At 63.6% G+C, this 23,677-nt stretch carries 21 protein-coding genes and 2 pseudogenes; 11 read left to right on the forward strand and 12 right to left on the reverse strand.

The genetic code is table 11. The features are described from left to right. Positions 1-4: 4 nt before the first annotated feature. On the reverse strand, positions 5-1,345 hold the full coding sequence (locus VQ044_RS13390; RefSeq protein ID WP_327646748.1) for an ATP-binding protein: 1,341 nt from the start codon (positions 1,343-1,345) through the stop codon (positions 5-7). Beyond that, entirely contained in the window at positions 1,342-2,001 is a 660-nt protein-coding gene (locus VQ044_RS13395; RefSeq protein WP_327646746.1) for a response regulator transcription factor, read from the reverse strand. The genes VQ044_RS13390 and VQ044_RS13395 overlap by 4 nt, the downstream gene beginning before the upstream one ends. A 145-nt stretch (positions 2,002-2,146) precedes the next feature. Here VQ044_RS13395 and VQ044_RS13400 point away from each other — a divergent pair, with 145 nt between their 5' ends. The 8 genes and pseudogenes from VQ044_RS13400 to VQ044_RS13435 all read left to right on the forward strand — a co-directional run. Next, positions 2,147-2,524, forward strand: a complete 378-nt coding sequence (locus VQ044_RS13400; protein WP_327646745.1) for a PepSY domain-containing protein — start codon at positions 2,147-2,149, stop codon at positions 2,522-2,524. Next, positions 2,524-2,982: a cytochrome b/b6 domain-containing protein gene (locus VQ044_RS13405; RefSeq protein ID WP_327646744.1), complete on the forward strand. Its 459-nt coding sequence runs from the start codon at positions 2,524-2,526 to the stop codon at positions 2,980-2,982. The genes VQ044_RS13400 and VQ044_RS13405 overlap by 1 nt, the downstream gene beginning before the upstream one ends. A gap of 5 nt (positions 2,983-2,987) precedes the next feature. Beyond that, positions 2,988-3,137 carry a hypothetical protein gene (locus VQ044_RS13410; RefSeq protein ID WP_327646743.1) on the forward strand — a complete coding sequence of 50 codons (150 nt, stop codon included), beginning with the start codon at positions 2,988-2,990 and terminating at the stop codon, positions 3,135-3,137. A gap of 131 nt (positions 3,138-3,268) precedes the next feature. Beyond that, positions 3,269-3,844, forward strand: coding sequence for a hypothetical protein (locus VQ044_RS13415; protein WP_327646742.1), 576 nt, complete (start codon positions 3,269-3,271; stop codon positions 3,842-3,844). A gap of 341 nt (positions 3,845-4,185) precedes the next feature. Continuing rightward, complete coding sequence (locus tag VQ044_RS13420; protein WP_327646740.1) at positions 4,186-4,524, forward strand: hypothetical protein; 339 nt, start codon at positions 4,186-4,188, stop codon at positions 4,522-4,524. 50 nt (positions 4,525-4,574) lie between these two features. Beyond that, a complete protein-coding gene (locus VQ044_RS13425) occupies positions 4,575-5,045 on the forward strand; it encodes a DUF2271 domain-containing protein (protein ID WP_327646739.1) in 471 nt (156 codons plus the stop codon). An 11-nt stretch (positions 5,046-5,056) separates the two neighbouring features. Next, entirely contained in the window at positions 5,057-7,264 is a 2,208-nt protein-coding gene (locus VQ044_RS13430; protein ID WP_327646738.1) for a PepSY domain-containing protein, read from the forward strand. Further along, positions 7,245-8,210 (forward strand): annotated as a pseudogene (locus VQ044_RS13435) (FAD:protein FMN transferase); the annotation flags it as partial. The gene VQ044_RS13430 and the pseudogene VQ044_RS13435, both read left to right, overlap by 20 nt. 347 nt (positions 8,211-8,557) lie before the next feature. On the opposite strand, the gene VQ044_RS13440 reads toward VQ044_RS13435, so the two are convergent. From VQ044_RS13440 to VQ044_RS13480, 9 genes and pseudogenes are all read right to left on the reverse strand, one after another. After that, positions 8,558-9,475: a histone deacetylase family protein gene (locus VQ044_RS13440; RefSeq protein WP_327650927.1), complete on the reverse strand. Its 918-nt coding sequence runs from the start codon at positions 9,473-9,475 to the stop codon at positions 8,558-8,560. Between the two features lie 3 nt (positions 9,476-9,478). Beyond that, complete coding sequence (locus tag VQ044_RS13445) at positions 9,479-12,172, reverse strand: bifunctional acetate--CoA ligase family protein/GNAT family N-acetyltransferase (protein WP_327646736.1); 2,694 nt, start codon at positions 12,170-12,172, stop codon at positions 9,479-9,481. Positions 12,173-12,529: 357 nt separating this feature from the next. Next, positions 12,530-12,637, reverse strand: a pseudogene (locus VQ044_RS13450) (IS5/IS1182 family transposase); the annotation flags it as partial. 61 nt (positions 12,638-12,698) lie between these two features. Continuing rightward, positions 12,699-13,130 carry a type II toxin-antitoxin system VapC family toxin gene (locus VQ044_RS13455; RefSeq protein ID WP_327646735.1) on the reverse strand — a complete coding sequence of 144 codons (432 nt, stop codon included), beginning with the start codon at positions 13,128-13,130 and terminating at the stop codon, positions 12,699-12,701. Beyond that, positions 13,127-13,426, reverse strand: a complete 300-nt coding sequence (locus VQ044_RS13460) for a hypothetical protein (protein WP_327646734.1) — start codon at positions 13,424-13,426, stop codon at positions 13,127-13,129. Before VQ044_RS13460 ends, VQ044_RS13455 begins: the two co-directional genes overlap by 4 nt. A gap of 671 nt (positions 13,427-14,097) precedes the next feature. Beyond that, the gene (locus VQ044_RS13465) at positions 14,098-14,289 is read right to left on the reverse strand and encodes a hypothetical protein (protein ID WP_327646733.1); all 192 of its coding nucleotides are present in this window, start codon (positions 14,287-14,289) and stop codon (positions 14,098-14,100) included. 165 nt (positions 14,290-14,454) lie between these two features. Beyond that, positions 14,455-16,158 (reverse strand): B12-binding domain-containing radical SAM protein, encoded by a 1,704-nt coding sequence (locus VQ044_RS13470; protein ID WP_327646732.1) that lies wholly within the window; start codon positions 16,156-16,158, stop codon positions 14,455-14,457. A gap of 689 nt (positions 16,159-16,847) precedes the next feature. Next, positions 16,848-17,573 (reverse strand): FkbM family methyltransferase, encoded by a 726-nt coding sequence (locus tag VQ044_RS13475; RefSeq protein WP_327646731.1) that lies wholly within the window; start codon positions 17,571-17,573, stop codon positions 16,848-16,850. After that, positions 17,570-18,700, reverse strand: a complete 1,131-nt coding sequence (locus VQ044_RS13480; RefSeq protein WP_327646730.1) for an FkbM family methyltransferase — start codon at positions 18,698-18,700, stop codon at positions 17,570-17,572. Before VQ044_RS13480 ends, VQ044_RS13475 begins: the two co-directional genes overlap by 4 nt. A gap of 434 nt (positions 18,701-19,134) precedes the next feature. Here VQ044_RS13480 and VQ044_RS13485 point away from each other — a divergent pair, with 434 nt between their 5' ends. From VQ044_RS13485 to VQ044_RS13495, 3 genes are read left to right on the forward strand one after another with little or no spacing between them, the layout of a single operon-like run. Continuing rightward, on the forward strand, positions 19,135-19,992 hold the full coding sequence (locus VQ044_RS13485; RefSeq protein ID WP_327646729.1) for an NAD-dependent epimerase/dehydratase family protein: 858 nt from the start codon (positions 19,135-19,137) through the stop codon (positions 19,990-19,992). Between the two features lie 16 nt (positions 19,993-20,008). Next, positions 20,009-21,082, forward strand: a complete 1,074-nt coding sequence (locus VQ044_RS13490; RefSeq protein WP_327646773.1) for a radical SAM protein — start codon at positions 20,009-20,011, stop codon at positions 21,080-21,082. Further along, entirely contained in the window at positions 21,079-22,386 is a 1,308-nt protein-coding gene (locus tag VQ044_RS13495) for a glycosyltransferase (protein WP_327646728.1), read from the forward strand. The genes VQ044_RS13490 and VQ044_RS13495 overlap by 4 nt, the downstream gene beginning before the upstream one ends. 56 nt (positions 22,387-22,442) lie before the next feature. Here the strand turns inward: VQ044_RS13495 and VQ044_RS13500 are convergent, their stop codons facing one another. Next, complete coding sequence (locus VQ044_RS13500; RefSeq protein WP_327646727.1) at positions 22,443-23,669, reverse strand: class I SAM-dependent methyltransferase; 1,227 nt, start codon at positions 23,667-23,669, stop codon at positions 22,443-22,445. Positions 23,670-23,677: the final 8 nt, after the last annotated feature.

Here is a 23,677-nt window from a genome sequence, read left to right on the forward strand (position 1 = left end):
TCCCTCAGTCCGGTTGCCGACCTATCGGTGCCTGGAACGATGCCTCGAAACCGTCCGCCCGGCCCGGGGAGGGCGATTGCAGCGTGAGCGTCGCCTGCGCCCCGTCCGCGATGGCCTTGGCGATCGACAGGCCCAGCCCGCTGCCCTCCGATATGGCCTGCCCACGCTCGAAACGCGCTGTGAGTCGCGCCAGCGTTTCGGGCGGGACGGAGGAGCCCTCGTTGATTACGCGCAGGGAACGGCGCGGCGTCAGGATCACCTGAACGGGGGCTTCGCCGGTACCGTGGCGTAGCGCGTTCTCGATCAGGTTGCGGGCGAGGATCGCAAAGGCGTCGGGGTCGATATCGGACAGGACCGGTGCGTCCGACAATTCGAGGTCAATGCGCTCTTTCCCGGCGATCCCCTCAAGATCCGAGACGACCATGCGCAGCACGGGCCGCAGGTCCGTCGCGGTGTCGCGCCGCAATCGCCCGCCCTCGGCTCGGGCCAGTTGCATCAGCTTCTCGGACAGCCGCGTCAACCGTTTGAGGGCGGTCTCGATCTCGCCCGCCCTTTGGGTCACGGCAGGATCGGGTGTTTCCGTCATCAACCTTTGAGTCTGTGCCAGCGCCGCCGCCACGGGAGTGCGCAATTCATGCGCGGCATTGGCGGTGAAGTTACGCTCGGCCTCCAGCGTACGCCGCAGCCGGTCCAGAAGCTGGTTGACGGCCTCAGCCACCGGCAGGATCTCATTTGGAAGATTGCTGTCGCCAACCTCGGACAGATCGCGGGCGCCGCGGCTGGCCAGCGCGCGGCTGAACCGGCGAACGGGCCGCAAGCTGCGCCGGACGATCACCAGCACCCCGAGAAGGCTGATCGGAATGACGAGGATCAGGGGTAGAGCGAGGCCAGCCAAAGCCTCGCGCGCCACGTCGGCACGGTGGCTCAATGGCTCGGCGACGGCGATGGTGATCGTCCCTTGCAGCGCCGCGTCGTAGTAGAGCCGATGCGTCGCCGTCTGGCGGAAGCCCATGCCATCGAATGCCGGGAATACTACGTCCTCGGTTCCGTGCGAGCGCAACAGCACGCGATCTTGGTCGTCTCGAACGATGTAGGTGAAAAATTCATCGTGGCTTCGCAGGGTGGCGATGCGCTGGCTGACGCCCTGCTCTTCGCGGTCGATGATGTCCATCACTGCCAGCGGTAGGATGCGTTGTGCGGTTTCCTCGAGCGCGGAATCGAACACCTCGTTCATCTCGCCGCGCAGGATGGCTGCCGTCGCCCATGCGGTTGCCAGCCAGAGGAGGGCCAAGCCCAGTCCCAGCCCAAGCGCCAGCTGTGCCTGTAGTGAGCCGGGCCATCTCATGCGGCGCCCAGCCGATAGCCGAAGCCGCGCACCGTCTCGATCCAGTCGTGCCCCAGCTTCTTGCGCAACCGGCTGACATGGACTTCGATCGTGTTGCTCTCGATCTCGGTCTCGAATGAGTAGAGCCGTTCTTCGAGCTGCGCCTTGGACAGGATCTGCCCGGGCCGCTGCACCAAGGCCTCGAACAACATCCATTCGCGGGCGGTCAGAGGTACGACCTTTCCGCCCCGACGGATAGTTCTTGCCGCGAGGTCGATTTCCAGATCCCCAAGCGTGATCAGCGGGTTGGGGTTGCCGGAATAGCGCCGGGCAACAGCGTTCAGTCGCGCCGAGAGCTCGGACAGGTCGAAAGGTTTGACCATGTAGTCGTCGGCGCCGGCGTTCAGCCCCTCGATCCGGTCGCTGATCTGGTCAAGCGCGGTCAGGATGATCACGGGGGTCACATCGCCTCGCACCCTCAAGGCGCGCAAAAACGGCTGGCCACGCCCATCGGGTAGCATCAAGTCCAGCAAGATCAGGTCGTAGACCGCCACCCCCAGATATCCGCTCGCCGCGTCTAGCCGGGTGGCCCAGTCCACCGAATGGCCGTCGGCGGCGATCTGGTCGCGCACTGCGGCGCCCAGCACCGTGTCATCCTCGATCAGCAACACACGCATGTCGTTCCGGTCCCATTTGCCCTGTCGGTCCCTTATCCCCTGCGAAAATTACAGGCACCTGACGTGAAGAGGCGGTGTCCTTCAGGTCGCCGTCAGAATAGCGCGCGACAAGGGGGTATCACCACCAGCTACGGGAGACGGAACGATGAAGAAATCCCTGATGGCCGTCGCACTTCTGTCGGGCGTTGTCGCGACCGGTGCTGCCTATGCCGATGACGACGATTGCAATGTCCCTATGGCCAGTTGGCAACCGCGCCAGGCGCTCCAGAAGATGGCCGAGGCGCAGGGTTGGTCCGTGCGCCGGATCAAGACCGATGACGGCTGCTATGAGATCGATGGCAGCGACGCCCAAGGCCGTGAGATCGAGGTCACGGTCGATCCCGGCACGCTGGCCATCGTCGAAACGGAGTATGACGACGAGGGCAACCGGCCGGACATGAACACCGCTCCTGCCGGAACGGTGGCACCGCCCGATAGTGGTCTGTTCACCCCGGGCAGCAAGCCCGGCGTTGTTGTCGAGTGATGATCCGCGTCTGGGACCCGGTGGTGCGTCTGTTCCACTGGGCGCTGGTCGTGGCCTTTGCGGTCACCTGGTTGACGGCGGACGAGCTTCAGCGGGTTCATGAAATTGCGGGCTACGTTGTGGCAGGCCTCGTCGCGTTTCGGTTGGTCTGGGGCCTTGTCGGCAGCCGCTACGTGCGCTTCGCGCAGTTCCTGCGCGGTCCGGCCACCACGCTCGCCTATCTGGGTGACATGGCGAGGGGACGAGAACGCCGCTATCTTGGCCACAACCCGGCGGCCGCGGCGATGATCGTGGCGCTGCTCGTCACACTGTCCGGCACCGCCTTCACCGGCTGGCTGATGGAAGAGCCGAGCCGTGTCGCGATGCTTGTTGATCTGCCGCAGATCGTTACTGCCGCCCATGCCGACGAGGACGGCCCGAAGCCGGGTATGGTGAAGCGGAAACGGGAGGCCCGCTGAAGGAAGTGCATGAGACACTCGCCAACCTGATGCTCCTCCTCGTTGCGCTGCACGTGGGAGGCGTGGTGCTCGCCTCGTTCCGCCATCACGAGAATCTCGCCCGTGCCATGATCACGGGCAACAAGCGCGCGCCCGGCCCCCGCGATATCGCCTGATCCTGATTTTAAGTGCCGCGTGCCCCTCGACCCGGACTGAGCCCTGCCTGCGTGGCGGGGCTTTTTTCCTGACACCAAGCTGAAGCAGAAACTTCGTCGCTGTCAGGAAGCTCTCAGGTGGCAGCACCAGATTGATCGTATCGATTCAAGCAAGATCCACACTGAAAACGAATCGCGGATCAGACACGCTTCAATCAAAGGAGAAGACCATGCACGCGTCATTCATCGTTTCTGCTGTCGCATCCGTATTTGCTGCGACGGCTTCGGCAGCTCCGCTTGAAGCCCCCTACGTGCTGAGCGTGGCCCATGCGGACTTCCTCACGCAGATCGAGAAAGTTGCCGGTACGCCGGGTCAGATCGGCGGCGCGGCCCGCACCGCGGCCGATCGTCTGGGCCCGCACATCGAGGCGGAGGAGAGGGCGGTCGCGCCGTTCCTCGGGCTCATCAAGGAGGTCGCGGAAGGAAAGGCCGTGGCAGGGTCTCAGCCGACATTGGCGAGCCTGCAGGCGGAACTGCCCCTGCTGATCGACGGTCAGGTCGAGGCCATCGGCGCGCTGGCAGAGCTGTACGCCGCGGGAGAGGAGGGAGGCCGGCCGGATGTATCGCGTCTTGCCGAGAGGATCATCTGGCATGAGATGAGCGATGCGGAGTTTCTCTACCCGACCGCCGTTCTCATCGGCTCTACCGTTGAGGCCGACCGCCGGTAGCCGGATCGGCCCGGAGTCCGCTCAACGGCCATGATCCGGCCCGAAGTGGATATGGGCAAGACGCAAGCGCTCGGCGCGCGCCATCGAAATGGCAGCGTTCGTGCAGCAGGGTTCCCGTGAAGGTCGGCAGTTGCAGCCGGCCTTCCGTGATTCCGGCGAACCGCGGACAATGATGATCCGGACTGCGACGATAGCCCCATCCCGGCAAGAACTCAGAACGTCGAACGGATGCGACCATTTTCCTGCCTGACACCAAGCTGAAGCGGAAACCGCGTCGCTGTCAGGAAGCCCTCAGGTGCCGTCTCCAAATTGATCCTATCGGATCCAAGGAGGACCTCACCATGCGTAAACCCCTCGCCCTGCTTGCCACCACCACGGCGCTGACGCTCGCCATCGGCGTGTCCGCGTGGAGCGCGCTGCGAACCCCGCCGGACGGCGAGGAAAGCAGCTTCACCGCATTCGTCCACGATGGAGCGGAGTCGCTTCAGTTCCTCCTCGTCAGCGACGACGACGATGACGACCGCCGGCGGTCCAGCCGCCGCGATGACGACGATGATGACGATGACGATGACGATGACGACTACAACAACGGGCCCAACCCCGCGCCGGCCAAGTCGGTCGCGCCGCCGCAGAACCCTCTCTTCGGCAACGGCGTCGCGCCGCACGTCCAAGTGAACTGATCCCGGCCCGTCGCCCCCGTCCTCACCCCTCAACGATAAGGCAGAACCCGATGAAAGTCGTTCTAGCAACGCTCGCGCTGACGACCGCGCTGACGCTTCCCAGCCTCGCCGCCGCGCGTCCCGTCGTGCTGACCACGACGCTCAACACCTATGGCGGTGATGGCGCCTATCTTGCCTACTATGTCACCGATGCGCAGGGCGCCTATGTCGGCAGTCTCTGGATGGCTGGCGGCAAGTCGAAGTACTACGAACACCTCTCGGACTGGTATCGCGCCACTGGAGGTGATGCCGCCCAGATCAACGGCATCACCGGCGCCAGTGTGGGCGCCGGACGCGAGCTGTCGATTACGCTGGACCTGGCCGATGCGCTGTTCGATGCGGGATACACGCTGCACGTCGACGCGGCCGTCGAGGACATGCGCGACAGTCCGAACGAGGTGGCCGTGCCGCTGACGACGAACGGTGCAAATACGCCGGTGCGCGGCCGCCGCTACATCGCCAACTTCAGCTACGGCATGTGAGGGGGCGAGTCATGCTCCGGGTGCTCCATCGCTGGCCGGGCCTCGTGGCTCTGGCTCTCATCACCGTTCTGGCGCTCAGCGGGGCGGCGCTGTCCGTCTTTCCGGCGGCGGAGCGCCTCGCTGCGCCGCAGGCAGAAGCCGGTCTGACCGTGGCCGACCTCGCTTCGCGCATTCAGGCTGTCTATCCTGGCGTCGAGCAGATCCGCCGCGCACCGTCCAGCCGGATCACCGCCTACTGGTTCGACGCCGGCACGCCGGGCGCCGCAGTCATCGATCCGGCCACGGGAGAGGGGATCGCTTCGGCTGACCCCAATCAGACCGAGCGCTGGCTGACCAACCTGCACCGGTCCCTGTTCCTTGGAGACGGCGGACGCATCGCCATGGCGGCGGCCGCTTTGGCGATGCTCGTCCTTTCGGTTTCCGGGGCGCTTCTGGTCGCGCGGCGGGCAGGTGGGTGGCGCCGCTGGTTCTCCCCGCTGCGCGGTCCGATGCCAGGCCGCCTGCATGTGGAGATCGCCCGCGTCGCGGTGTTGGGCCTCGCGCTCTCTTCAGCTACCGCGCTCTGGATGACGGCCTCCACCTTCGATCTTTTACCCGACGGCGGTGTGCCGCTTGCCGTCCCGTCCGAGATGAGCGGCGAAACCGGCGTGGCGATCGGTGCGATCGACCTGCTCGGCGGAACCCCGACCGCGGAACTTCGCGAACTGAGCTTTCCCTATCCCGGCGACGCAACCGATGTCTTCACGCTGAAAACCGACCGGGGCACCGGGTATCTCGATCAGGGCACGGGCGCACTGCTTGGCTGGGCTGACCTGACCGGGTGGGAGCGCCTCTCGGAAACGATCTACATGCTGCACACCGGCAAAGGAGCGGCAACGCTGGGGCTGGTGCTCGGGCTGATGGCTCTCGGCGTGCCGGTGATGGGCGGAAGCGGGATGGTGCTGTGGTGGGCGGGGCGGCGGAGCAGACCGCAGATCCGTGCCAACCAGCCAGCTTCCCGGGCCGAAACAATCATTCTGGTCGGCAGCGAGGGTGGCAGTACATGGAGCTTTGCCGCGACGCTGCACAAGGCGCTGACGGATGCGGGCCAGAGCGTTCATGCTGCATCGATGTCGGCCTTCGATCCGGCCCGCTACACCCGCGCGCAGCAGATCGTCGTTCTCGCCGCGACCTATGGCGACGGCGATGCGCCGGCATCGGCCAGAGGGTTCCTCGACCGGGTCGCGCAGCTCGAAGCGCCGCCCGCCGCAGCTTTCGCGGTGCTGGGTTTCGGCGACCGCAGCTTCCCGGCCTACTGCGCCTTCGCCCGCGCCGTTGCCGAGAGGGTTGAGGCGCGGGGCAGGAAGATGCTGCTGCCGTTCGACACGGTCGACCGCCAGTCGTCGCAGGATTTCGCCCGCTGGGGCCGGGCGCTCGGCACCGCCATGGAGATCGAACTCGAGCTCGGCCACCAGCCGGTTCTGCCGGCGACAGAGGCGCTGACCCTGATCTCGCGCCGCGACTACGGGGCCGAGGTGCAGGCGCCGACCGCAATCCTGCGCTTCGCCCCGCCCACGGCCTCGCTCTGGAGGCGCGTGCTCGGCCGCGGCTTCGGAGGCTTTCGGCCCGGCGATCTTCTGGGCATCGTCCCCGACGGATCCGCCGTGCCCCGGTTCTACTCGCTCGCCTCGGGACGCGGCGATGGCTTCGTCGAGATCTGCGTCAGCCGGCATCCCGGCGGGCTTTGCTCCGGGCAGCTTCTCGACCTTCAACCCGGGCAGATGGTCCGATCCTTCGTTCGCCGAAACCCAGGCTTCCGCCCGGCACGCGGGCGATCGCCCGTCATCCTGATCGGCGCTGGCACAGGCATCGGACCACTTGCCGGATTCGCGCGGACCAATCGGCGCGCCCGGCCGATGCACCTGTGGTTCGGCGCCCGGCACCCCGACAGCGATTTACTCTATGGCACGGAGATCGCCGGTTGGCGGACGGAAGGCCGGCTTGCCTCTATCACGACCGCGTTCTCACGGACGGAGCAGCGGGCCTATGTCCAGGATGCGCTGCGAAGGGACGCCCCGAAGGTCGCGCGACTGATCGCCGACGGCGCGCAGGTGCTGGTCTGTGGCGGACGCGACATGGCTGCGGGGGTGGCGGAGGCGCTGACGGATATCCTGACCCCGCAGGGTTTGACACCTGCGATGTTGAAAGCGGAGAATCGCTATGCCGAGGACGTTTACTGATCTGGTTCGCCACGCGCTGAATGGGCCAACCATGGGCACCCGCTGGTCGGCGCTATTCGATGCATCGCCCGCTACGGACCCCGTTCCGATCCGTTGCGCGTTGGCCGAAAGCGTGGGCCTGGTGGATCGCCAGATGTCCACCTGGAAGCCCGATAGCGACCTGATGTGTGTCAATCGCGCGCCGGTGGGTGAATGGGTTTCGGTCCCTCCCGAACTGATGGAGGTTTTGGCCCGCGGCCTCGAGATCGGGCAGCTGTCCGATGGCGCCTTCGATATCGGCATGGGCGACATCGTCACCGCCTGGGGGTTCGGGCCGCAGCATACGGACACACAGGCGATGCGGGCCGCCCTGGGCAGTGCCCACGCCTTGGCGCATGAGGTTCTCGATCTTGACCGCGATGCGTTGCGGGTTCGCAAACACGCGCTCATGACGCTGGACCTGGCGGGAATCGCCAAAGGTTACGCCGTCGATCGCATGATGGCGGTGCTGGGACGCTTCGGGATCACGGACGCCCTGGTGGGGCTCGATGGCGAAATGCGCGCATGCGGTCAGCGCTCCGATGGCCGCCCCTGGACGGTGGCGCTGGAGCGACCCGACTTCGAGACACGCGCGCCGCTCTCGATCCTGGAACTGGCGGATTGCGCAGTCGCGACATCCGGTGACTACCGACACTGGCTTGATGTCGGCGGATGGCGCCTGTCCCACACCATGGACCCGGCCCGCGGCGGCCCGGCGACCGGGTCGCCGGCATCGGTCACCGTGCTGGGGGAAAGCTGCATGGACGCGGACGCCTGGGCCACGGCACTTATGGTGCGGGGCGCGCGCGCCGGGCTAGAGGTTGCACGACATCGCGGGTTGAAAGCGATTTTCATCGAACGTGTCGGCGAAACCCTGCGTCAGAGCCGCGTCGGATGGATGGACGGGAAGGAGCATCCGGCTCGGGAAGGAGCATCCGGCTGCGCACTCACCGGTCGCGTTGACGCCCTGAATCAGACCCGTAGAGGCGTAAAACTTCCCTTGTGGATCGTCGCTGATGGCGCGTCAGCCATGCAAGGTCGCGGGCGTGGGCGCTGGCCAACAAGATCGCCCGCGCGATCTGGGCGCTTCTCGTCGCGGGCGGCATATATCGGGCGCCGGTGATCATGGCGAAAGCGAGCGGCAAGGTGCCAAAGCGTGATGAACCTAAGGGGCGATGCCTTGATGCCAAACAGACCGTCAGAGGCACTGCGCCTTCGAGCGCGGGAAATTGAATAGGCGATCAGTATCGCGGATACCGGAACCGCTCGCGGCGCTCACCCGATCAGCGCTTTCAGATGCGCGACGACGCTGCGAGCGAGCGCCGCGGGTTCGTAGCCGCCCTCAAGCATGGAGAGCACGCGGCCTTCGCCATGCGCGCGTGCGACGCCAAGAAGCTTGTCGGTCACCCATACGTAGTCGGCCTCCGTCAGGCAGAGGTCCGACATGTCGTCTAGAATATGGGCGTCGAAGCCTGCCGAAATGAACACCATCTGCGGTGCGAAGCGTTCGAGGGCAGGGAGCCAATGATCGGCAACCGCTTCGCGAAACTCCGGTCCGGTCGCGCCGGCGGCAAGCGGGATAGCGACGAGGTTGGGCGTCTCGGATGCATGGCCGGTAAAGGGATAAAATGGGTGCTGGAAGGACGAGCAGAACAGAATCCGCTTGTCATGCTTGAAGATTTCCTCCGTGCCATTGCCGTGATGAGCGTCGAAATCGATGATCGCGACACGCTTCAGCCCATGCGCATCGAGCGCATGGGCTGAAGCGACGGCAATGTTATTGAACAGGCAAAAGCCGAGCGCCGCGCCCGCCTCGGCATGGTGGCCCGGCGGGCGGACCGGACAGAAAACCGGGCCGGCCTCGCCGGAGAGGATCAGGTCGACGCCGAGGACACCGGCGCCAGCCGCCCGTTGCGCCGCGCGCAAGGTACCGGGCGACAACACTGTGTCACCGTCGATCGCCACCAAGCCGGCGGCGGGCGACGTGGCTTCGAGCCGGTCGAGATAGACCGGTTCATGCACGCGCTCAAGCTGGGCGCGGGTGACAAGCGGTGCGTCGTAATGCCGAACCACGAAATCGAGGCCGGACGAAATCATCTGGTTCGAAATCGCGTCCAGACGCCGGCGCGTGTCGGGGTGGAGTGGCCCGGCGTCGTGTTCCAGGCAGTCGGGGTGCGAAACGATACCGAGCATGCCTCAGAGCGCCCGCTCGACGAAGACAAGCCCGGGGTCGTCGGGATCGGGACTTTCCGAGAAACCGAGTTCCGCCATCAGTTGCAGCATCGAGGCGTTGCGCGCCAGCACCGTGCCCTCCATCACCGCCAGGCTGTGCTCGTCGCGCGCCGCTTCCATCAGCGCCTTCATCAGCCGCGTGCCGATGCCCTGCTTCTGCACCTCGTCAGAGACCACGACGGCGAACTCGCAGCTTGTCATATCCGGATTGATGACGTAGCGCGCGACTCCTTGCTGACGTGGTCCGCGCGGACCTTCGGTCATCGCAACCAGTGCCATCTCGCGGCGATAGTCGATTTGCGTGAAACGCACGAGCATCTCCTGCGAAAGCTGGTTCAGCGTGCCCATGAATCTGAACTGCCTGGCTTCCGGCGAGAGTTCGCGCACAAAGGTCTGCTCGCTTTCGGCATCCTCCGGGCGGATCGGCCGGATGGTCAGTGGAGTGCCGTCGGAGAGGTGCTCCTTCCAGACGAGATGGCGCGGGAACGGATGGATCGCGACATGGTCATACGGACCGCTGCGCGCCGGCGGTCGGGCGATAGCGATGCGCGCATCGACGGCGATGACGCCATCGCGACCGGCAAACAGCGGGTTGATGTCGAGTTCCGTCACCTCGGCTAATTCGCAGACGAGATCGGAAATGCGCAACAGCACCTCCACCACCGCCTCGCGGTCCACCGCCGGGCGGTCGCGAAAGGCGTCGAGCAGGCGCGACACCCGTGTGCGGTTGATCAGTCGATTTGCCAGAACCGTGTTCAGCGGTGGTAGCGAGACGGCGCTGTCGCGCAGCACTTCGACCATCGTGCCACCTGCTCCAAACAGGATAGTCGGACCGAACACCGGATCGCGGCTGGCTCCGATGACAAGCTCGCGCGCATCCTCCACATGGGCCATGCGCTCAACAGTAACGCCGAGAAAAGCTGCATCGGCGCGTGTTTTCGCTATCCCCGCGGCGATTTCCCGGAAGGCAAGCTTGACGTCGGCTGCATTCATGACGTTGAGGCGTACGCCGCCGATATCCGACTTGTGGGTGATGTCAGGCGAGTTGACCTTCATCGCGACCGGAAAGCCGACCGTCTCGGCGGCGATCACCGCAGCGGCGGGAGTTGCGGCCTCGATGGTGACGTTGATCGGAATGTTGAAGGCATGCAGCAGGGCCTTGGATTCGATGTCGGAGAGCATGCTGCGCCCCTCGCTGAGTGCGTCGGCGATAATCATCCGCGCTCCGCTCAGATCCGGCGAGAAGGCGTTGCCGGGGCCGGGGGTTTCCAGCGCCAGCTTCCGGTGCCGGTAGTGCTGGGCCAGATAGGAGAATGCCTCGACCGCACGCTCGGGCGTGGTGAAATCGGGAATGCCGTTTTCGCTCAGATGGAAGCGTCCCTCGGCGACCGAGCTTTCGCCCATCCAGCAGGCGAGCACCGGCTTGGTGGGTTTTTCGGCGAGGGCCGAAACAACCGCTTCCGCGACCGCAGTCGCGTCGGTCATCGCCTGAGGTGTGAGCATCACGAGCAGACCGTCGAAATTCGGATCGGCGAGGGCAGCCTTCACCGCGGCCTTAAACTGGTCGGGCGCGGCGTCGCCGAGAATGTCGATCGGGTTGGCGCGCGACCAATAGGGCGGCAGGATGTTGTCCAGCGCCGTGACGGTGGCCTCCGACGGAGCGGCGAGATCCACGTCCATGTCGCCCGCGCGATCCGCGGCAAGAACGCCCGCGCCTCCGCCATTGGTGACGATGCCAAGCCTGTTGCCTTTCGAGCGTTTGTTGGCCGACAGGATCTCGGCCGCGGCGAAGAGTTGGCCGAAGGTGCGGGCCCGCACAGCCCCGGCGCGCGCAAGTGCGGCATCGAAGACCTCGTCCGATCCTATCAGCGCGCCCGTATGGGTGTGGGCGGCCGTCGAACTCTGGTTGTGGCGGCCGGCCTTCAACACAATGACCGGCTTTGTGCGTGCTGCGGCGCGTAGCGCGCTCAGGAACGACGGCGCATTGCGCACGCCCTCGACGTAGAGAAGGATCGCCTCGGTCTTCGGGTCGACGGCAAGGAAATGCAGGGCATCGCCAAAGTCGATGTCAGCTGAGTTGCCGAGTGAGACGATCGCCGAAAAGCCGAGATGATGTGGTGCAGCCCAGTCGGCGATGGCCGAGCAAAGCGCGCCGGATTGCGAGATCAGAGCAAGACGGCCCTGCGGCACACCGGAATTCAGGAAAGTTGCGTTCAACCCGAGCCAGGGACGGACAAGCCCGACGCAGTTTGGACCGAGAAAGCGCATGTTCGCGCGGTGCGCGGCGTCGAGCAGTTGGCGATGCAGCCGCTGGCCTTCCGCACCAGCCTCCACGAAGCCCGCCGACAGGACGATAACATTTCTGATGCGCTTTTCGCCACAATCCGCGATGATCTGCGGGATCGTGCGCGCCGGCGTGGCAATGACCGCCAGATCGATGTCGCCGGGCACATCGAGGATCGAGCGGTAGCATGCCACTCCACCGATTTCCTTGTGCTTTGGATTGACCGGAACGAGGCGGCCCTTGAAGTCTCCGGTGGTCAAATTCGACCAGACCTTCGCCCCGACACTGTTTTTTGCATCGCTGGCGCCGAACAGGGCGATGGATTCCGGATTGAAAAGTCGATGAAGTGGACTTCGGTCGAGAAGGGCTTGCATGGCGTCGAACCTTTGGGCGGGGATCGGGCGGTTAACGGCGAGGCAGAACGACCTAGCTCCGACCGCCCAGCGCGCGGCTTGGCGTGATTTCGCGGCGATGGTATCCGCCCGGCATGACGGAACGTTGATCTTTATCAAGCAAGCAAGGCGATTTTACCGCAGCGCGGACCAGCCTTTGGGACGCTGACGGCCGTTCTTTCGCTGCAAGAATATTGCGCCGCCGCATTGTCCGGCCGTCGACATTCCCGAGCATTTCCGGAGGATGCACGATCCGCGCGAAGTGCCCTCGCGCGAGAATATCGGCGAAGCGCGGATTGGGAACGCCCGCCGGACTTTAGAGTTGGTCCGGAAAGTTATTCATTTCAAACAGAACCTTCGGATCATGAAGCGGATAGACGCCAGTTTGAGGAAGGCGAGCGCGTTGCGCGACAGGTTCTCGAAGTCTTTGGACAGCCTGCGGCTCCGTCTACTCTATTTGGGTTTCAGCCATCATATCTCCCAACGCATTCGTTGAACCGGCTCTGCACTAGATCGCTCCGCGCATAGGATTGACGATCTCAACTCCGACAAAGTCCTTTTCATTGTATGTTACTACCACGCAGTCGTTCGCACCTGCGACAGCAGCGATAATCATTTCGAGCCCACCGCGCGGCTTACCGGCCGCTTTCCCCGCCGCCATCAGCTGCGCCCAGATGAGGCCTGCTTTGTCGTCGAACGACAGGATGCGGCCCGCAAACAGAGCCTGAGGCCCTTCAGGCCCCGAGAACCATTTGCCCAGAGCCTCGCGCTTCTTGCCCCATGGCTTCTCCAACATTCCGCAGCGGATTTCTGCAATGGTCAGTGACGCAATGAACAGGTCCTCATCGCGTTGTGTCGACATCCACGCCAAGAGCGAGTCTGATGGTTGCGGTTTGACGACATTGCTAATGATGTTGGTGTCCAGGAGATAGCGCGTCACAGGTCGACCTTGCGTCTCTCTTCACGGGGGCGCGGAAGATCGAGTTCCGCACTCACCAGCGGCGAACGCCGCAGCGCAGCGAGGATGCCGCCAGGTTTCGGGGGATCGCCAGCGATCGACTTGCTGACGGTTGCGCGAAGCTCTGAGGCCTCGGGCGTGTCCTCGGACAGGCGCCTGGCCAGCGATCGGATGAGGTCGCGATCAGCGTCTCGGCCGAGCACTTCGAAGCGCGCAAGGCCGCGCTCGCCAAGGCGAGAGCGATAATTTTGAATGGCGCGCTTTTGTGAACTTCCCATAATCGGCTCCGAATTATTTCCAGTAATATAGCCAGAGCGATGGCCAGTGGCAAGGTCGCGCGGTCGGCGGAGGGTGGCCGCAGCGCAATGACACGGCCGCCGATCGCGTGATATGCGTTGTTTGACGGTACTTTGTGCAAAGACACGAATCGTCGCTCAGCGCCCTGCACTGCGGAAACTCGTCCGACCGCCTCCGATAGATGGCGAAGGCATGATTTTCGCAAATGTTCGAAAAAAGCCAGTGATTTCAACAGCGCCGTTTTTTGACGGTGCACGTGACGGTATGATGAAGGTTGGAAAATATTTTATTTAGGAAAAACAATAGCTTATGTCACTCGCAAACAATCGAATGGGAGTGATTTTCGCTCCTCCGGCAGTATCCGAAGGCACGCCACGATACGCTATAACGCATTGATAAATAGATAATAATCTATCATATCCTATTGGTGTCTATCGGTATGCAGCAATCGGAGTTGACGGTCCGTGTGACGGGCCTCGTCCATATTGATCAGCTCCAAATTCGGAAGTACCATCCGGACAGAAGTGGTCCTTGACGGTACTGTTTTCGATCTTCGGCGCGAACGTTGCGATAGGCGCGGGTCCGACATCGTCGGCCGGGTTTGCGACCCTGTAGGTCAGCCGAATGAAGCGTCGCCCTCCGAAGCCGAAGGTCACAGGTTCGAACCCTGTCGGGTGCACCATTCCTGACTCCCAGTGGGTACGGCCCGCCCTCCGTCATTGTGAGTTGCTTCCGCAGAAAGCTTCGCTGCGAGATCGGGATCGAACGCTTCGATGAGACCGCGCTCCATCACCGTCATCAGGCGGCTGATCCGTTGTCGCGCGTTCGCCAGCTCTTCCTCCATGCGCAGCAATCGGACCCGTAAGTATGCGAGGAGATGAAAGCTTCGGGTTACGGCTGCGCAGCGATGCCTGGACCGCCTCGAAGCGCCGGGGGCGACGATCGCGGGACAGGACACGGTAACATGATCCTCCTTTGGCCGAGGAATACGGGGACAGGAAAGCCGCCATCACACTGAAGCCATTTCCACGATTGGCTTGGCCGAACCAGCCACTGGCGGCAGCGGCTGTTCGTCGACGGCCGCATCGATGATGCGCCGATAGTCGCACCCATGCTTGATAGCGAGGGCTTTCCACCAGTCGTCGGTGTCGAAGATGGTGCGTGCGCTGGCCGCATGCTCCAGCGCCAGCTCCTGGTCTCCGAGCGCCGCATAGCACTGGCTAACGTACAAGTGGCCGAAGCCGTGATCGGGATATTTGTCGACGACGTTCTTCATGTAGTGGAGCGCGATGTCATGCCGCCCGATCTTGATGTTGTAGTTCTCGACGAAATTCACCCGAAGCTGGGTTTCGTAGGCAAAGGCCTCGAGCTTCACCGGGTCGATTCCCGGCGCCCGGATCACCGATTTGGTCGCGACGAAATTCTCATTGCCGGTGTTTTCGATATAGCCGTTCTCGACGCAGATATCATACAGCCGGCTGCCAAAAATCGGGATCGCGAGGTAGACGTGGATCCAGTCGAACCCGTTTTCCAGCAGCATCTCCAGCGTTTCCTGCCGGTGCTCGTCAAGCTCGCCGGGCAGGCCGGTGACGATGAACACATGCGATCGCACACCGTGCTTGCGCAAGGCTTCGACCGCGGGCCTGATCAGTTTCTTCTTCAGCGGCTTCTTGATGATGTTGTTGAGCACATGGTTAGACCCCGATTCCACGGCCAATGCCACCGCCGAGACCCCAGCTGCGGCCAGCAGTTTAGCCATGTCGTCGTCGATCGCATAGACTGCGGCGCCATTGGGAAACTCGCAGCGTATGTCGAGTTTCGCCAGCTCCCGCAGCAGCCGTTTGGCGCGCTCCTTGTCATGGAAGAAGTGGTCGTCCTCCAGCATGAGAACGGTCATGCCGAAATCGTCGCGCATGCGCCTGGCATCCGCGACCACACGCTCGACCGACATGAAGCGGACATCGCGGCCATGCAGCGAGGGATTGGAGCAAAACACGCACAGGAATGGACAGCCGCGCGAGGTGTGAATCGCCATTTCCCGCTTCGGCTGGTCGGTGTAGCGCTTGTCGATCCCGCGCTGGTTGTAGTTGTCGAGATCGATGATCGAATAGTTCATCGGTGGGATGTCATCGAGATCAGCGATGAAATCGTGGGCCGGCGCCTTGCCCCTGGCAATCGCCGGCCGGTCGACCCAGGCGCGATGGTTCGCGATGACCTGCGCCTGATCGTCTGAATCGATCAGCGCCTTGAGCGGCAGTTCGCCCTCGCCCTTGCAGATGGCATCGAGATCCGGACAGGTGTCGAGCATCAACTTGTAGGCCGCCGAGGGCAACCCGCCGCCGGCGATCGTGAGGATGCCGGGGTCGAAATCCTTGGCGACTTTTACCAGCCGCTGGATATACCCGAACGACGAGTTGAACAGCGCCGAAATGCCGACGATATCGGGCTGGAACTCCTCCAGAACGGCTTGCAGTTCGGCATTGAAGACGGCCTCGTGGGCATCGACCGTCCGCGTTTCCACCAACCGCTTGAGCGTGACATTGAGATCCAGCAATCGCATGCCGCCCAGCTGGGCGCAGTGTTTGACCAGATAGGCCTCCATCGACAGGATCCCGTAGGGGATCGTGAAGGCGGGCAGCACGGCCGCGCGATGCTTGTCGAGATAGTCGTTCGCGTTGAAATAGGGGGGAATGATGAAGAGCAGCTTTTTCACTGGTCGGACTCCCGATGTCCTGGAGGGGCGGTGATGGCCTGGAGCCACGGCATGGTCCACGTCCGACTTGCGATCAGCGGTTGGGCACACATCACGGCGTCGCTACTGCCATGATCGTCAGACCCGGTCGCCGCTCCTGATGGCCGCACCATGCGCGGCTTGCCCCGCCCCGTCCATCGCCTTTCGGCGTACCGCGAACCGAGCGGACCGGTCCAATCGACTGCGAAACAACACCGCGAAAATGACGAGGTCGGCGGAAGTGCCGGCGAGAACGGCTCCGCCCCTGAGGGGAACATCTGTCGCTTCGGAGGCGGCATGGCAGATGGCTCCGATGCGATCGCTGCCTGCTCCGTGTCGGACGACAGATTGGGAAAGACACCGGGGCCGACGACCCCAGTTCGACGGCAAGCGCCTGATGTCAGGTCGCATGACAGGCTGGTGTGACGCTGAACCTTCGCGTCCGGACCAAAGGGGACGTATCCCTGCGTGACGTTCGGCAGACATGGTTTTACGGTCGGCCGGGTCAAATGGGCGCGGCCTCCGTCCCTCCTGGCGCGAGGGGGGGGATGGCGGTGGCGGTCGAATGCGATCTTCTCTCCCATTGTAGCTGAAGGCTACGCGCTCGGTCATCCTGACGAAGTTCTGATGCAGGACCGAACGGCTCGCGGTCGTTCGCGTCGATCCCGGCTTCAGAGCCGTGCCGCGTGGATATCCCACCAGTTTGTCCTCGGTGCGAGTCGGCGCCCCGACCGGTCGCGCACCGTCCTCGCATAGAGGTCAACGAACTCCCGCTTGGCCAACCAGTGGCCCGGCACATCCTCGGCGAAGGGGCCTGAGGATGACGCGGGAAAGTCGTAGTCGATTTCCGTATCCCGCATCTCCCCCACCGTAGACTGATCCAGCAGCTTGAAGCCGTCATACCCAGCAGCGGCCAGTGTTTCGATGTAGTCGAATCCGAAGCGGCAATCCTCGACGCTCACATAGGAAGGCTTGGTGGGTTGCTCCCGCAATTGGTCCAGCACCAGCCCGTCCACGCCCTCGACGTCAATCTTCAGGTAGAACGGCGAGCCATGGCGCTTGAACAGGTCGCCGAGAGTCACGGCGGGCACTTCCACCGGGTGGGTCGCCGTGTCGTCGCGCCCCGCCCAACCGGGCTCGATGCTGCTCCAATGATCGTTGTCGTCATTGACATGGAAGGTCACGATGCCGGACGTCTTCCAAATTGCGGCTTCGACGAGCGTCAGACGCTTGGCGGCAATTTCGGGGGCAAACCGTGCGCGACCGGCGAAGGCGAGTCGCGGGTTCGCCTCCAGCGCAACGACATCGTACCCCTTGCCGAGATAGTAGGCAGTGTCGTCGCCATTGTTCATGCCGAGATCCATGACGAAACGATTGGCGGCGGCCGATACGGTCATGGAACGAGCCTCTCTTTGGGAAGGGCATAGAGCACGGCGCCTGTGCCGCACCAGGCATGGGTGCGCATGAAAATTGCGTAATCGGGCAGGTTCCGCACCAGCCAGCGCGGCGTCTCGATCAGGCCGGCAGCATCGTGATAGACAGTCAGCGCGACGAGCGGTCGGCACCGGTGCAACGTCTCCCGCGCGCCGATAAGAGCGGCGAGCTCCGCCCCCTCCAGATGCAGCTTGATGAACGTCACGTCGAGGTCCAGGTCGTCCAAGGGCTCGCTGGAGCGCAGAACCTGACCTGTAACGGCGATCTGCGATGCATAGCCGAGACCATCATGAAAGCGGACCGGCTCGCGCCGCGCGCCAAGCACGGCGTCGACCACATGGATGTGGTCCCGCAGCTGCGGAGGAAGCCCTTCGACATAGGATCGGAGCCCGGCCCGGCTGGCCTCGTCGGGCTCCACGGCCCAGACCGTCGAGAAGACACCTTCGGTTTCCGCCAGCAGGCGGGCGGTCACGCCGCCATGGTGGGCGCCAGCATCGAGGAAGCGTTCGTCGGGGCGCAGGGCCGCCTTGATCTCGGGGATGAAGAAGCGCTCCCGCGGGACCACCGGGGCACCTGCGAAGTCCCACTCCTGCCGCCTGAGACGCCAAGCGGCAAAGCGCAGGTAATGCGCCCGGGAAGCATCGTCGGCGAAGGCCGCCAGCACCAGGCCGGCTTCTTCCAGTTCCAGCTCGGAGAGCTGAGAGGCGAACCAGCCATTGCTCAGTGGATGGCTGTCGCGGAACGCCTCGGCCACGTCATAGACGGGCACGCATGTGGTCCAGCCCTGGTCGTTGAGCACTTTGTGCAAAGGCGCGTAGGGGCTTGTGACGATGGAGATTGCGAGCAACGCCTTCGCCTTCACCTCCTTCGGCACGGTCTCGGGCGCGTGCACCGGGATGCCGGCCCAGGCCGGATCGTTTGCATGCGCCTCGGCGTTGCGATCGACAACGCCTGCGATGGGCTGGCCGACCGCATCGAGATGACTGCGGGCCAGCTTACCCAGATCGCCGGCACCATAGAGCCAGAGCGGACGGTTGCCGGGCACCACGGGACTGCCGCCGGGCGCGGCAGCATTGACCGCCCGGAGCAAAGCAGAAGCTCCGCTGGAATCAGGCATGGTGTCGAAATGGCGGCTGACCCGGTCATCGCGACCGGGGGATGCAGCGGGGCAAACAGAGGTCACGCCACCCACCATTCTTCGCGCAGCCGCGACAGCCGGTTCTCCCAATTACGCTGCCGCACCTCGGCCCAATCCCTTTCTCGCGCATTTGACCGCTCCGCCTGGAGTTCCCAGGCTCGGCGGGCTATACGGCGTCATCAATCTGCGGCTTTTGTCGCCGCAGTCTACCGAACGGCACCCTGAACGCGCTCCCTGCCGCAAACCTTGTGGCGCTTGCGCGGTGGCCACAGTGATTCCCGCCATGAGCCATCTGACCGGTGGCAGTGTGATCACGATACAGCAATGCGAACGGCAGCGCCGCCATGCAGACTGAACCTCGGCCCGATACCGACTGTCCCGCCTCAATGCGGCCGGGCTCGCTTCCCGCCAAGACAGTTTTGCTCACTGGCGCCACTGGCTTCGTCGGACGGCAAATCCACCGCGCGTTGAGCGAGAACGGCCACAGCGTGCGGGTGGTGCTGCGCACTGGCACTGGCGGCCGGCTGGCCGCAGAAGCCGACATTATCGAGACCGAGGACCTGTTCGCGGAAGAGCCGGCGTTCTGGTCTAAGGCGAGCGCCGGGGTGGACGCCATCATCCATGCGGCATGGTTTGCGACCCCCGGCATTTATCTCCACGCGCCGGAAAACCTCGATTGCGTTCGTGGCAGCCTGGCGCTGGCGCGTGGGGCCGCGTCTGCCGGTGTCGGCCACGTCATCGGCATCGGGACCTGCTTCGAATATGCGCTGCCATCTGCGCATCTGAGCAGCGAATCGCCGCTCGGACCAACGACACTCTACGCTACGGCAAAGCTCGCCTTGTTCCAGACGGTCCGCGCCTTCTTTGCAGAGACCGACACCACGTTCTCATGGGCCCGGCTGTTTTATCTCTATGGCGAGGGGGAGCACCCCAGTCGTCTCGCCGCTTATGTCCGCCAGCAGATCGATCGCGGACAGGTGGCCCGGCTCTCATCGGGCACGCAGCTACGCGATTTTCTCGATGTCCGCGCAGCCGGTGCCATGGTGGCGCAGGTGGTTGACACAGGGCAGCCTGGCGCAATTAACATCTGCTCTGGTCGCGCCGTTACTGTTCGGCAGCTCGCCGAGCGTGTGGCGGACGCAATGGGGCGCCGTGACCTGCTGGAATTTGGCGCCGCCGAGCCGCGGCCAGGAGATCCAACGGCGGTCGTCGGCGTGTGCAACCTGGTACCGGCTGGAAACTGAGGATAAGTCCGAATTCATGAAGGCAGAAATCAAGCCGCGCATAAACCTCGACGACCGGACGGCGCTCGAGACCGTTATTCCGCTCGAGACCCCATTCGTCGTCTTCGTCGATCCCGCCAGCTCGTGCAATTTCCAGTGTACGTTCTGCCCTACCGGCCATCGCGACATGATCCGCGAGACCGGTCGCTACCAGGGCGCCATGAAGTTCGACGTATTCACGAAGATCGTGGACGATCTCGCCGAGTTTGAGAAACCCATCAAGGTGTTGCGGCTATATAAGGACGGCGAGCCGTTCCTGAACAAGCGCCTCGCCGACATGATCGCCTATGCCAAGGCGAGCGGGTATGTCGACTATATCGATACCACCACCAACGGAACCTTCCTGACCCCGGAACGCCTCGGCCCGGTACTGAAAGCCGGCCTCGACAAAATCAACATTTCCGTCGACGGCATGACGCGCGAGCAATACAGGCGCTTCACTGGCTTCGATTTCGACTTCGAAGGCTTCGTCACGAACGTCAAATGGCTCTACGAAAACAAGGGCCAGTGCGAAGTGGTGGTCAAGATCCCCGGCGAGCTGATCACCGAGGCGCAGCGGCAGGAATTCTTTGACACCTTCGGCGACCATTGCGATCGCATCTTCATTGAAAACTTCGCGCCATGCTGGCCGGAGTTCGACATCGAAGCCCACACGGGAGTCAAGATCACCCAAGGAATCTACCAGCAGCCGGTCGCGACGACGCAGACCTGTCCCTACATTTTCTATGGTTATTCGGTGAATGCCGACGGGCTCGTCAGTTCCTGCTTTCTCGACTGGGGGCGCAAGCTGATCATTGGCGACGTCAGGACGACGTCGATGAAGGCGATCTGGAATTCCAACGCTATGAACGCGCTGCGCCTGCAGCACCTTGAAGGCAAGCGTTGCGAAAATAACGTCTGCAGCGGTTGCGGCCAACTCAGTCACTGCCTTCCGGACAATATCGATCCCTATCGAGTCGAGCTTCTGGCCAAATTCAAAGCAGAGGTCACGCTCGATCCTGCGATCGCGGCGCCCGGCGGACGGCGGCCGATATTGGAAGCGGCTGAGTGAACATCCTCCACATCTGCGCTCATCTTGGTGGCGGCGTCGGCAAGGCCCACGCCGTGCTGGCCGAAGCCAGCCGAGACGAGCCTGCGGACGGAGGGCGTCACCTGTGCCATACATACGTTCTCCTGGAAGAGCCGCGCGACACTACCTTCGTCAGGCGCATCGCGGAGGCCGGCGGGCACATTGTTGTCCGCCCCGGCAGCAAGCGGCTTTGCGATCTGGTCGAAGCGGCGGATGTGGTGCAAGTGGAATGGTGGAACCATCCCCGTGTCTATCATTCGCTCGCCACCACACCCCTCCCGGCGATGCGTCTGGCGCTATGGGTCCATATTTCGGGTCTTGGCCAGCCGCTCATTCCGGCCGGCCTTTTGGCTGAGGCGGATCGTACGCTCTTCACCTCTCCCTGCTCACTGGAAGCGACCAATCTCTTGCCGTTGGTGGAGGCACGCCCGGAGGCGTTCGGCATCGCCAATTCGGGCTTCGGCTTCGCCTCGCCCAAGCGCCGGGTGAGTCCCCGACACCCTTTGCGCTATGGCTATCTCGGCACGCTCGATTTCATCAAAATGCACCCGGCTATTTTCGATGTGATCGATGCAATGGACGGTGACATTCGCGTCTCCATGTGGGGTCACCTTGACCCAACGGGGGAGGTCGCAGCCCGCGCCGCCGCTATGCGATATCCCGAGAGAATTCGGTTCGAGGGCTATGCCAAAGATCCGCGTGCGGTCCTGAAAGGGATCGACGTCTTCTTTTATCTCCTGAGCCCAGGCCACTACGGCACAGGCGAGAACGCACTGGTTGAAGCCATGTCGATGGGAGCTACGCCCATCGTGTGGGATAACCCGGCCGAACGAAGTATCGTGCGCCATGGCCGTAACGGCTTCGTCGTGGGGGATGTCGCCCAGTGCGCGTCGTTGCTCGACCGGATACGGCAAAACGCCGGCGAGGTGGCGAAGCTGGGAGCCGCGGCGGCTGCCGACATGGCAAGGTCGCGCACGCCCGCGAAAACGCTGGGCGTCTTCGCCGAGACCTATGCACGATTGGCCGACTACCCCCGCCAGCGCCGTGATTTTGTCGCAGCTCTGGGGCGCGATTCGCGCGCCTGGTTCCTCTCCAGCTTACGCGCGGACCCGCAAGAAGCGGGAAGGAGGGACAGCGCGCATCTGCTCTCCGAAAGCCCATCCAAGGGCAGCATTGGGCATTTTCGCGCCTGCTTTCCAGACGATCCAAGCCTCGCCCCCTTGGTCGGATCTCAACCATGGCAGACGTCGCGCCCGCGCGACGAGACGCGAACCGTCGCGTCGTAAGCGTCCTCTGACTCGGATGCGCTGGGCTTGCGCCGACAGCATCTCTCCGCGACCCGTCAGATAAGGTTTATCCTCGGCACGGCAGTAACGAAGGCGCCACCCCACTCGCGGATGTAAGCCAATTGGGCCATGACCTCATCGGCGAGGTTCCAGGGCAGGATCAGGACACGGTCTGGCCGCGATGCCCGCAAGTGAGCTTCCGCGACGATCGGAATGCGGCTGCCGGGCATGAATCGTCCCTGTTTGACCGGGTTCTTATCCACGACATAGGGCAGAAGGTCGCGTTTCACGCCGGCGAAGTTGAGAAGAGTGTTGCCCTTGGCCGCCGCGCCGTACGCGCCAACGGTCAGGCCTTGGCGCTTGGCATCGATCAGGAAGCGCGTCAGATCGTCCTTGACCCGCTCGGCCGCGACCTGAAAACCGCGATAGAAATCGGCGTCGCTCATACCCGCGTTTGCTTCCCGCTCCCGTAGCGCCGGAACGGATGCGCACACGGGATGGATGGCCGTATCGCGGCGCTGGGCGAAGACCCGCAGGCTGCCACCGTGGGTCGGCAGTTCCTCGACGTCGAAAACCAACAGTCCGTTGTGGGTGAAGATTCGCTCCACCACCGTCAGTGACAGGTAGGAATAGTGTTCGTGGTAGGCGGTATCGAACTGGTTGTCCCGCACCATCATTAGCAGATGCGGAAACTCGAATGTCGCAACGCCACTCGGCTTCAGAAACTTGGCGAAACCTGCCACGAAGTCGTTGATGTCCGGCACATGCGCCAGCACGTTGTTCGCCGCTATGAGGTCGGCTTGTCGGCCGTGCTCGACCAAGGTTTCGGCCAGCGCATTGCCGAAGAAGCTCTCGATGATCTCGAGTCCTTTGACGCGCGCCGATGCGGCTGTGCCGGCGGTCGGCTCGATTCCATAGCAGGGGATACCGGCGGCGGCGACATATTGCAGGAGATAGCCATCATTGGCTGCGATCTCGACGACCGAACTTTCAGCTCCGAGGTCGAAGCGTGCGATCATCGCTTCCACATACCGCTTCGCATGCGCCAGCCAGGAAGACGAAAACGAGCTGAAATAGGCGTAGTCATCGGTGAACAGTGCGGCGCGGCCGGCGTGATCTTCGGTCTGCACGAGCCAGCAGCTGCCACAGACCAGCAGCCGCAGTGGGAACCAGATTTCCGGCTCCCGCAGCGCCTCTTCGGTGAGGTAGGCGTTGGAGGGCGGAGCGCTGCCGAGATCGAGAAACGGCAGACGAAGGGCGCCGCCGCAGTGCCTGCAGTTCACCAGATCGC

The sequence above is a fragment of the Aurantimonas sp. C2-5-R2 genome, assembly GCF_036549495.1.
Taxonomy (GTDB): domain Bacteria; phylum Pseudomonadota; class Alphaproteobacteria; order Rhizobiales; family Rhizobiaceae; genus Aurantimonas; species Aurantimonas coralicida_A.

Coding starts and splice junctions, on each gene's coding strand:
- VQ044_RS13490 (WP_327646773.1), top strand. CDS start 20,009: ATGAAGGCAGAAATCAAGCCGCGCATAAACCTCGACGACCGGACGGCG.
- VQ044_RS13465 (WP_327646733.1), bottom strand. CDS start 14,289: ATGGAGGAAGAGCTGGCGAACGCGCGACAACGGATCAGCCGCCTGATG.
- VQ044_RS13475 (WP_327646731.1), bottom strand. CDS start 17,573: ATGACCGTATCGGCCGCCGCCAATCGTTTCGTCATGGATCTCGGCATG.
- VQ044_RS13430 (WP_327646738.1), top strand. CDS start 5,057: ATGCTCCGGGTGCTCCATCGCTGGCCGGGCCTCGTGGCTCTGGCTCTC.
- VQ044_RS13390 (WP_327646748.1), bottom strand. CDS start 1,345: ATGAGATGGCCCGGCTCACTACAGGCACAGCTGGCGCTTGGGCTGGGA.
- VQ044_RS13460 (WP_327646734.1), bottom strand. CDS start 13,426: ATGGGAAGTTCACAAAAGCGCGCCATTCAAAATTATCGCTCTCGCCTT.
- VQ044_RS13485 (WP_327646729.1), top strand. CDS start 19,135: ATGCGGCCGGGCTCGCTTCCCGCCAAGACAGTTTTGCTCACTGGCGCC.
- VQ044_RS13420 (WP_327646740.1), top strand. CDS start 4,186: ATGCGTAAACCCCTCGCCCTGCTTGCCACCACCACGGCGCTGACGCTC.
- VQ044_RS13395 (WP_327646746.1), bottom strand. CDS start 2,001: ATGCGTGTGTTGCTGATCGAGGATGACACGGTGCTGGGCGCCGCAGTG.
- VQ044_RS13425 (WP_327646739.1), top strand. CDS start 4,575: ATGAAAGTCGTTCTAGCAACGCTCGCGCTGACGACCGCGCTGACGCTT.
- VQ044_RS13440 (WP_327650927.1), bottom strand. CDS start 9,475: ATGCTCGGTATCGTTTCGCACCCCGACTGCCTGGAACACGACGCCGGG.
- VQ044_RS13405 (WP_327646744.1), top strand. CDS start 2,524: ATGATCCGCGTCTGGGACCCGGTGGTGCGTCTGTTCCACTGGGCGCTG.
- VQ044_RS13400 (WP_327646745.1), top strand. CDS start 2,147: ATGAAGAAATCCCTGATGGCCGTCGCACTTCTGTCGGGCGTTGTCGCG.
- VQ044_RS13445 (WP_327646736.1), bottom strand. CDS start 12,172: ATGCAAGCCCTTCTCGACCGAAGTCCACTTCATCGACTTTTCAATCCG.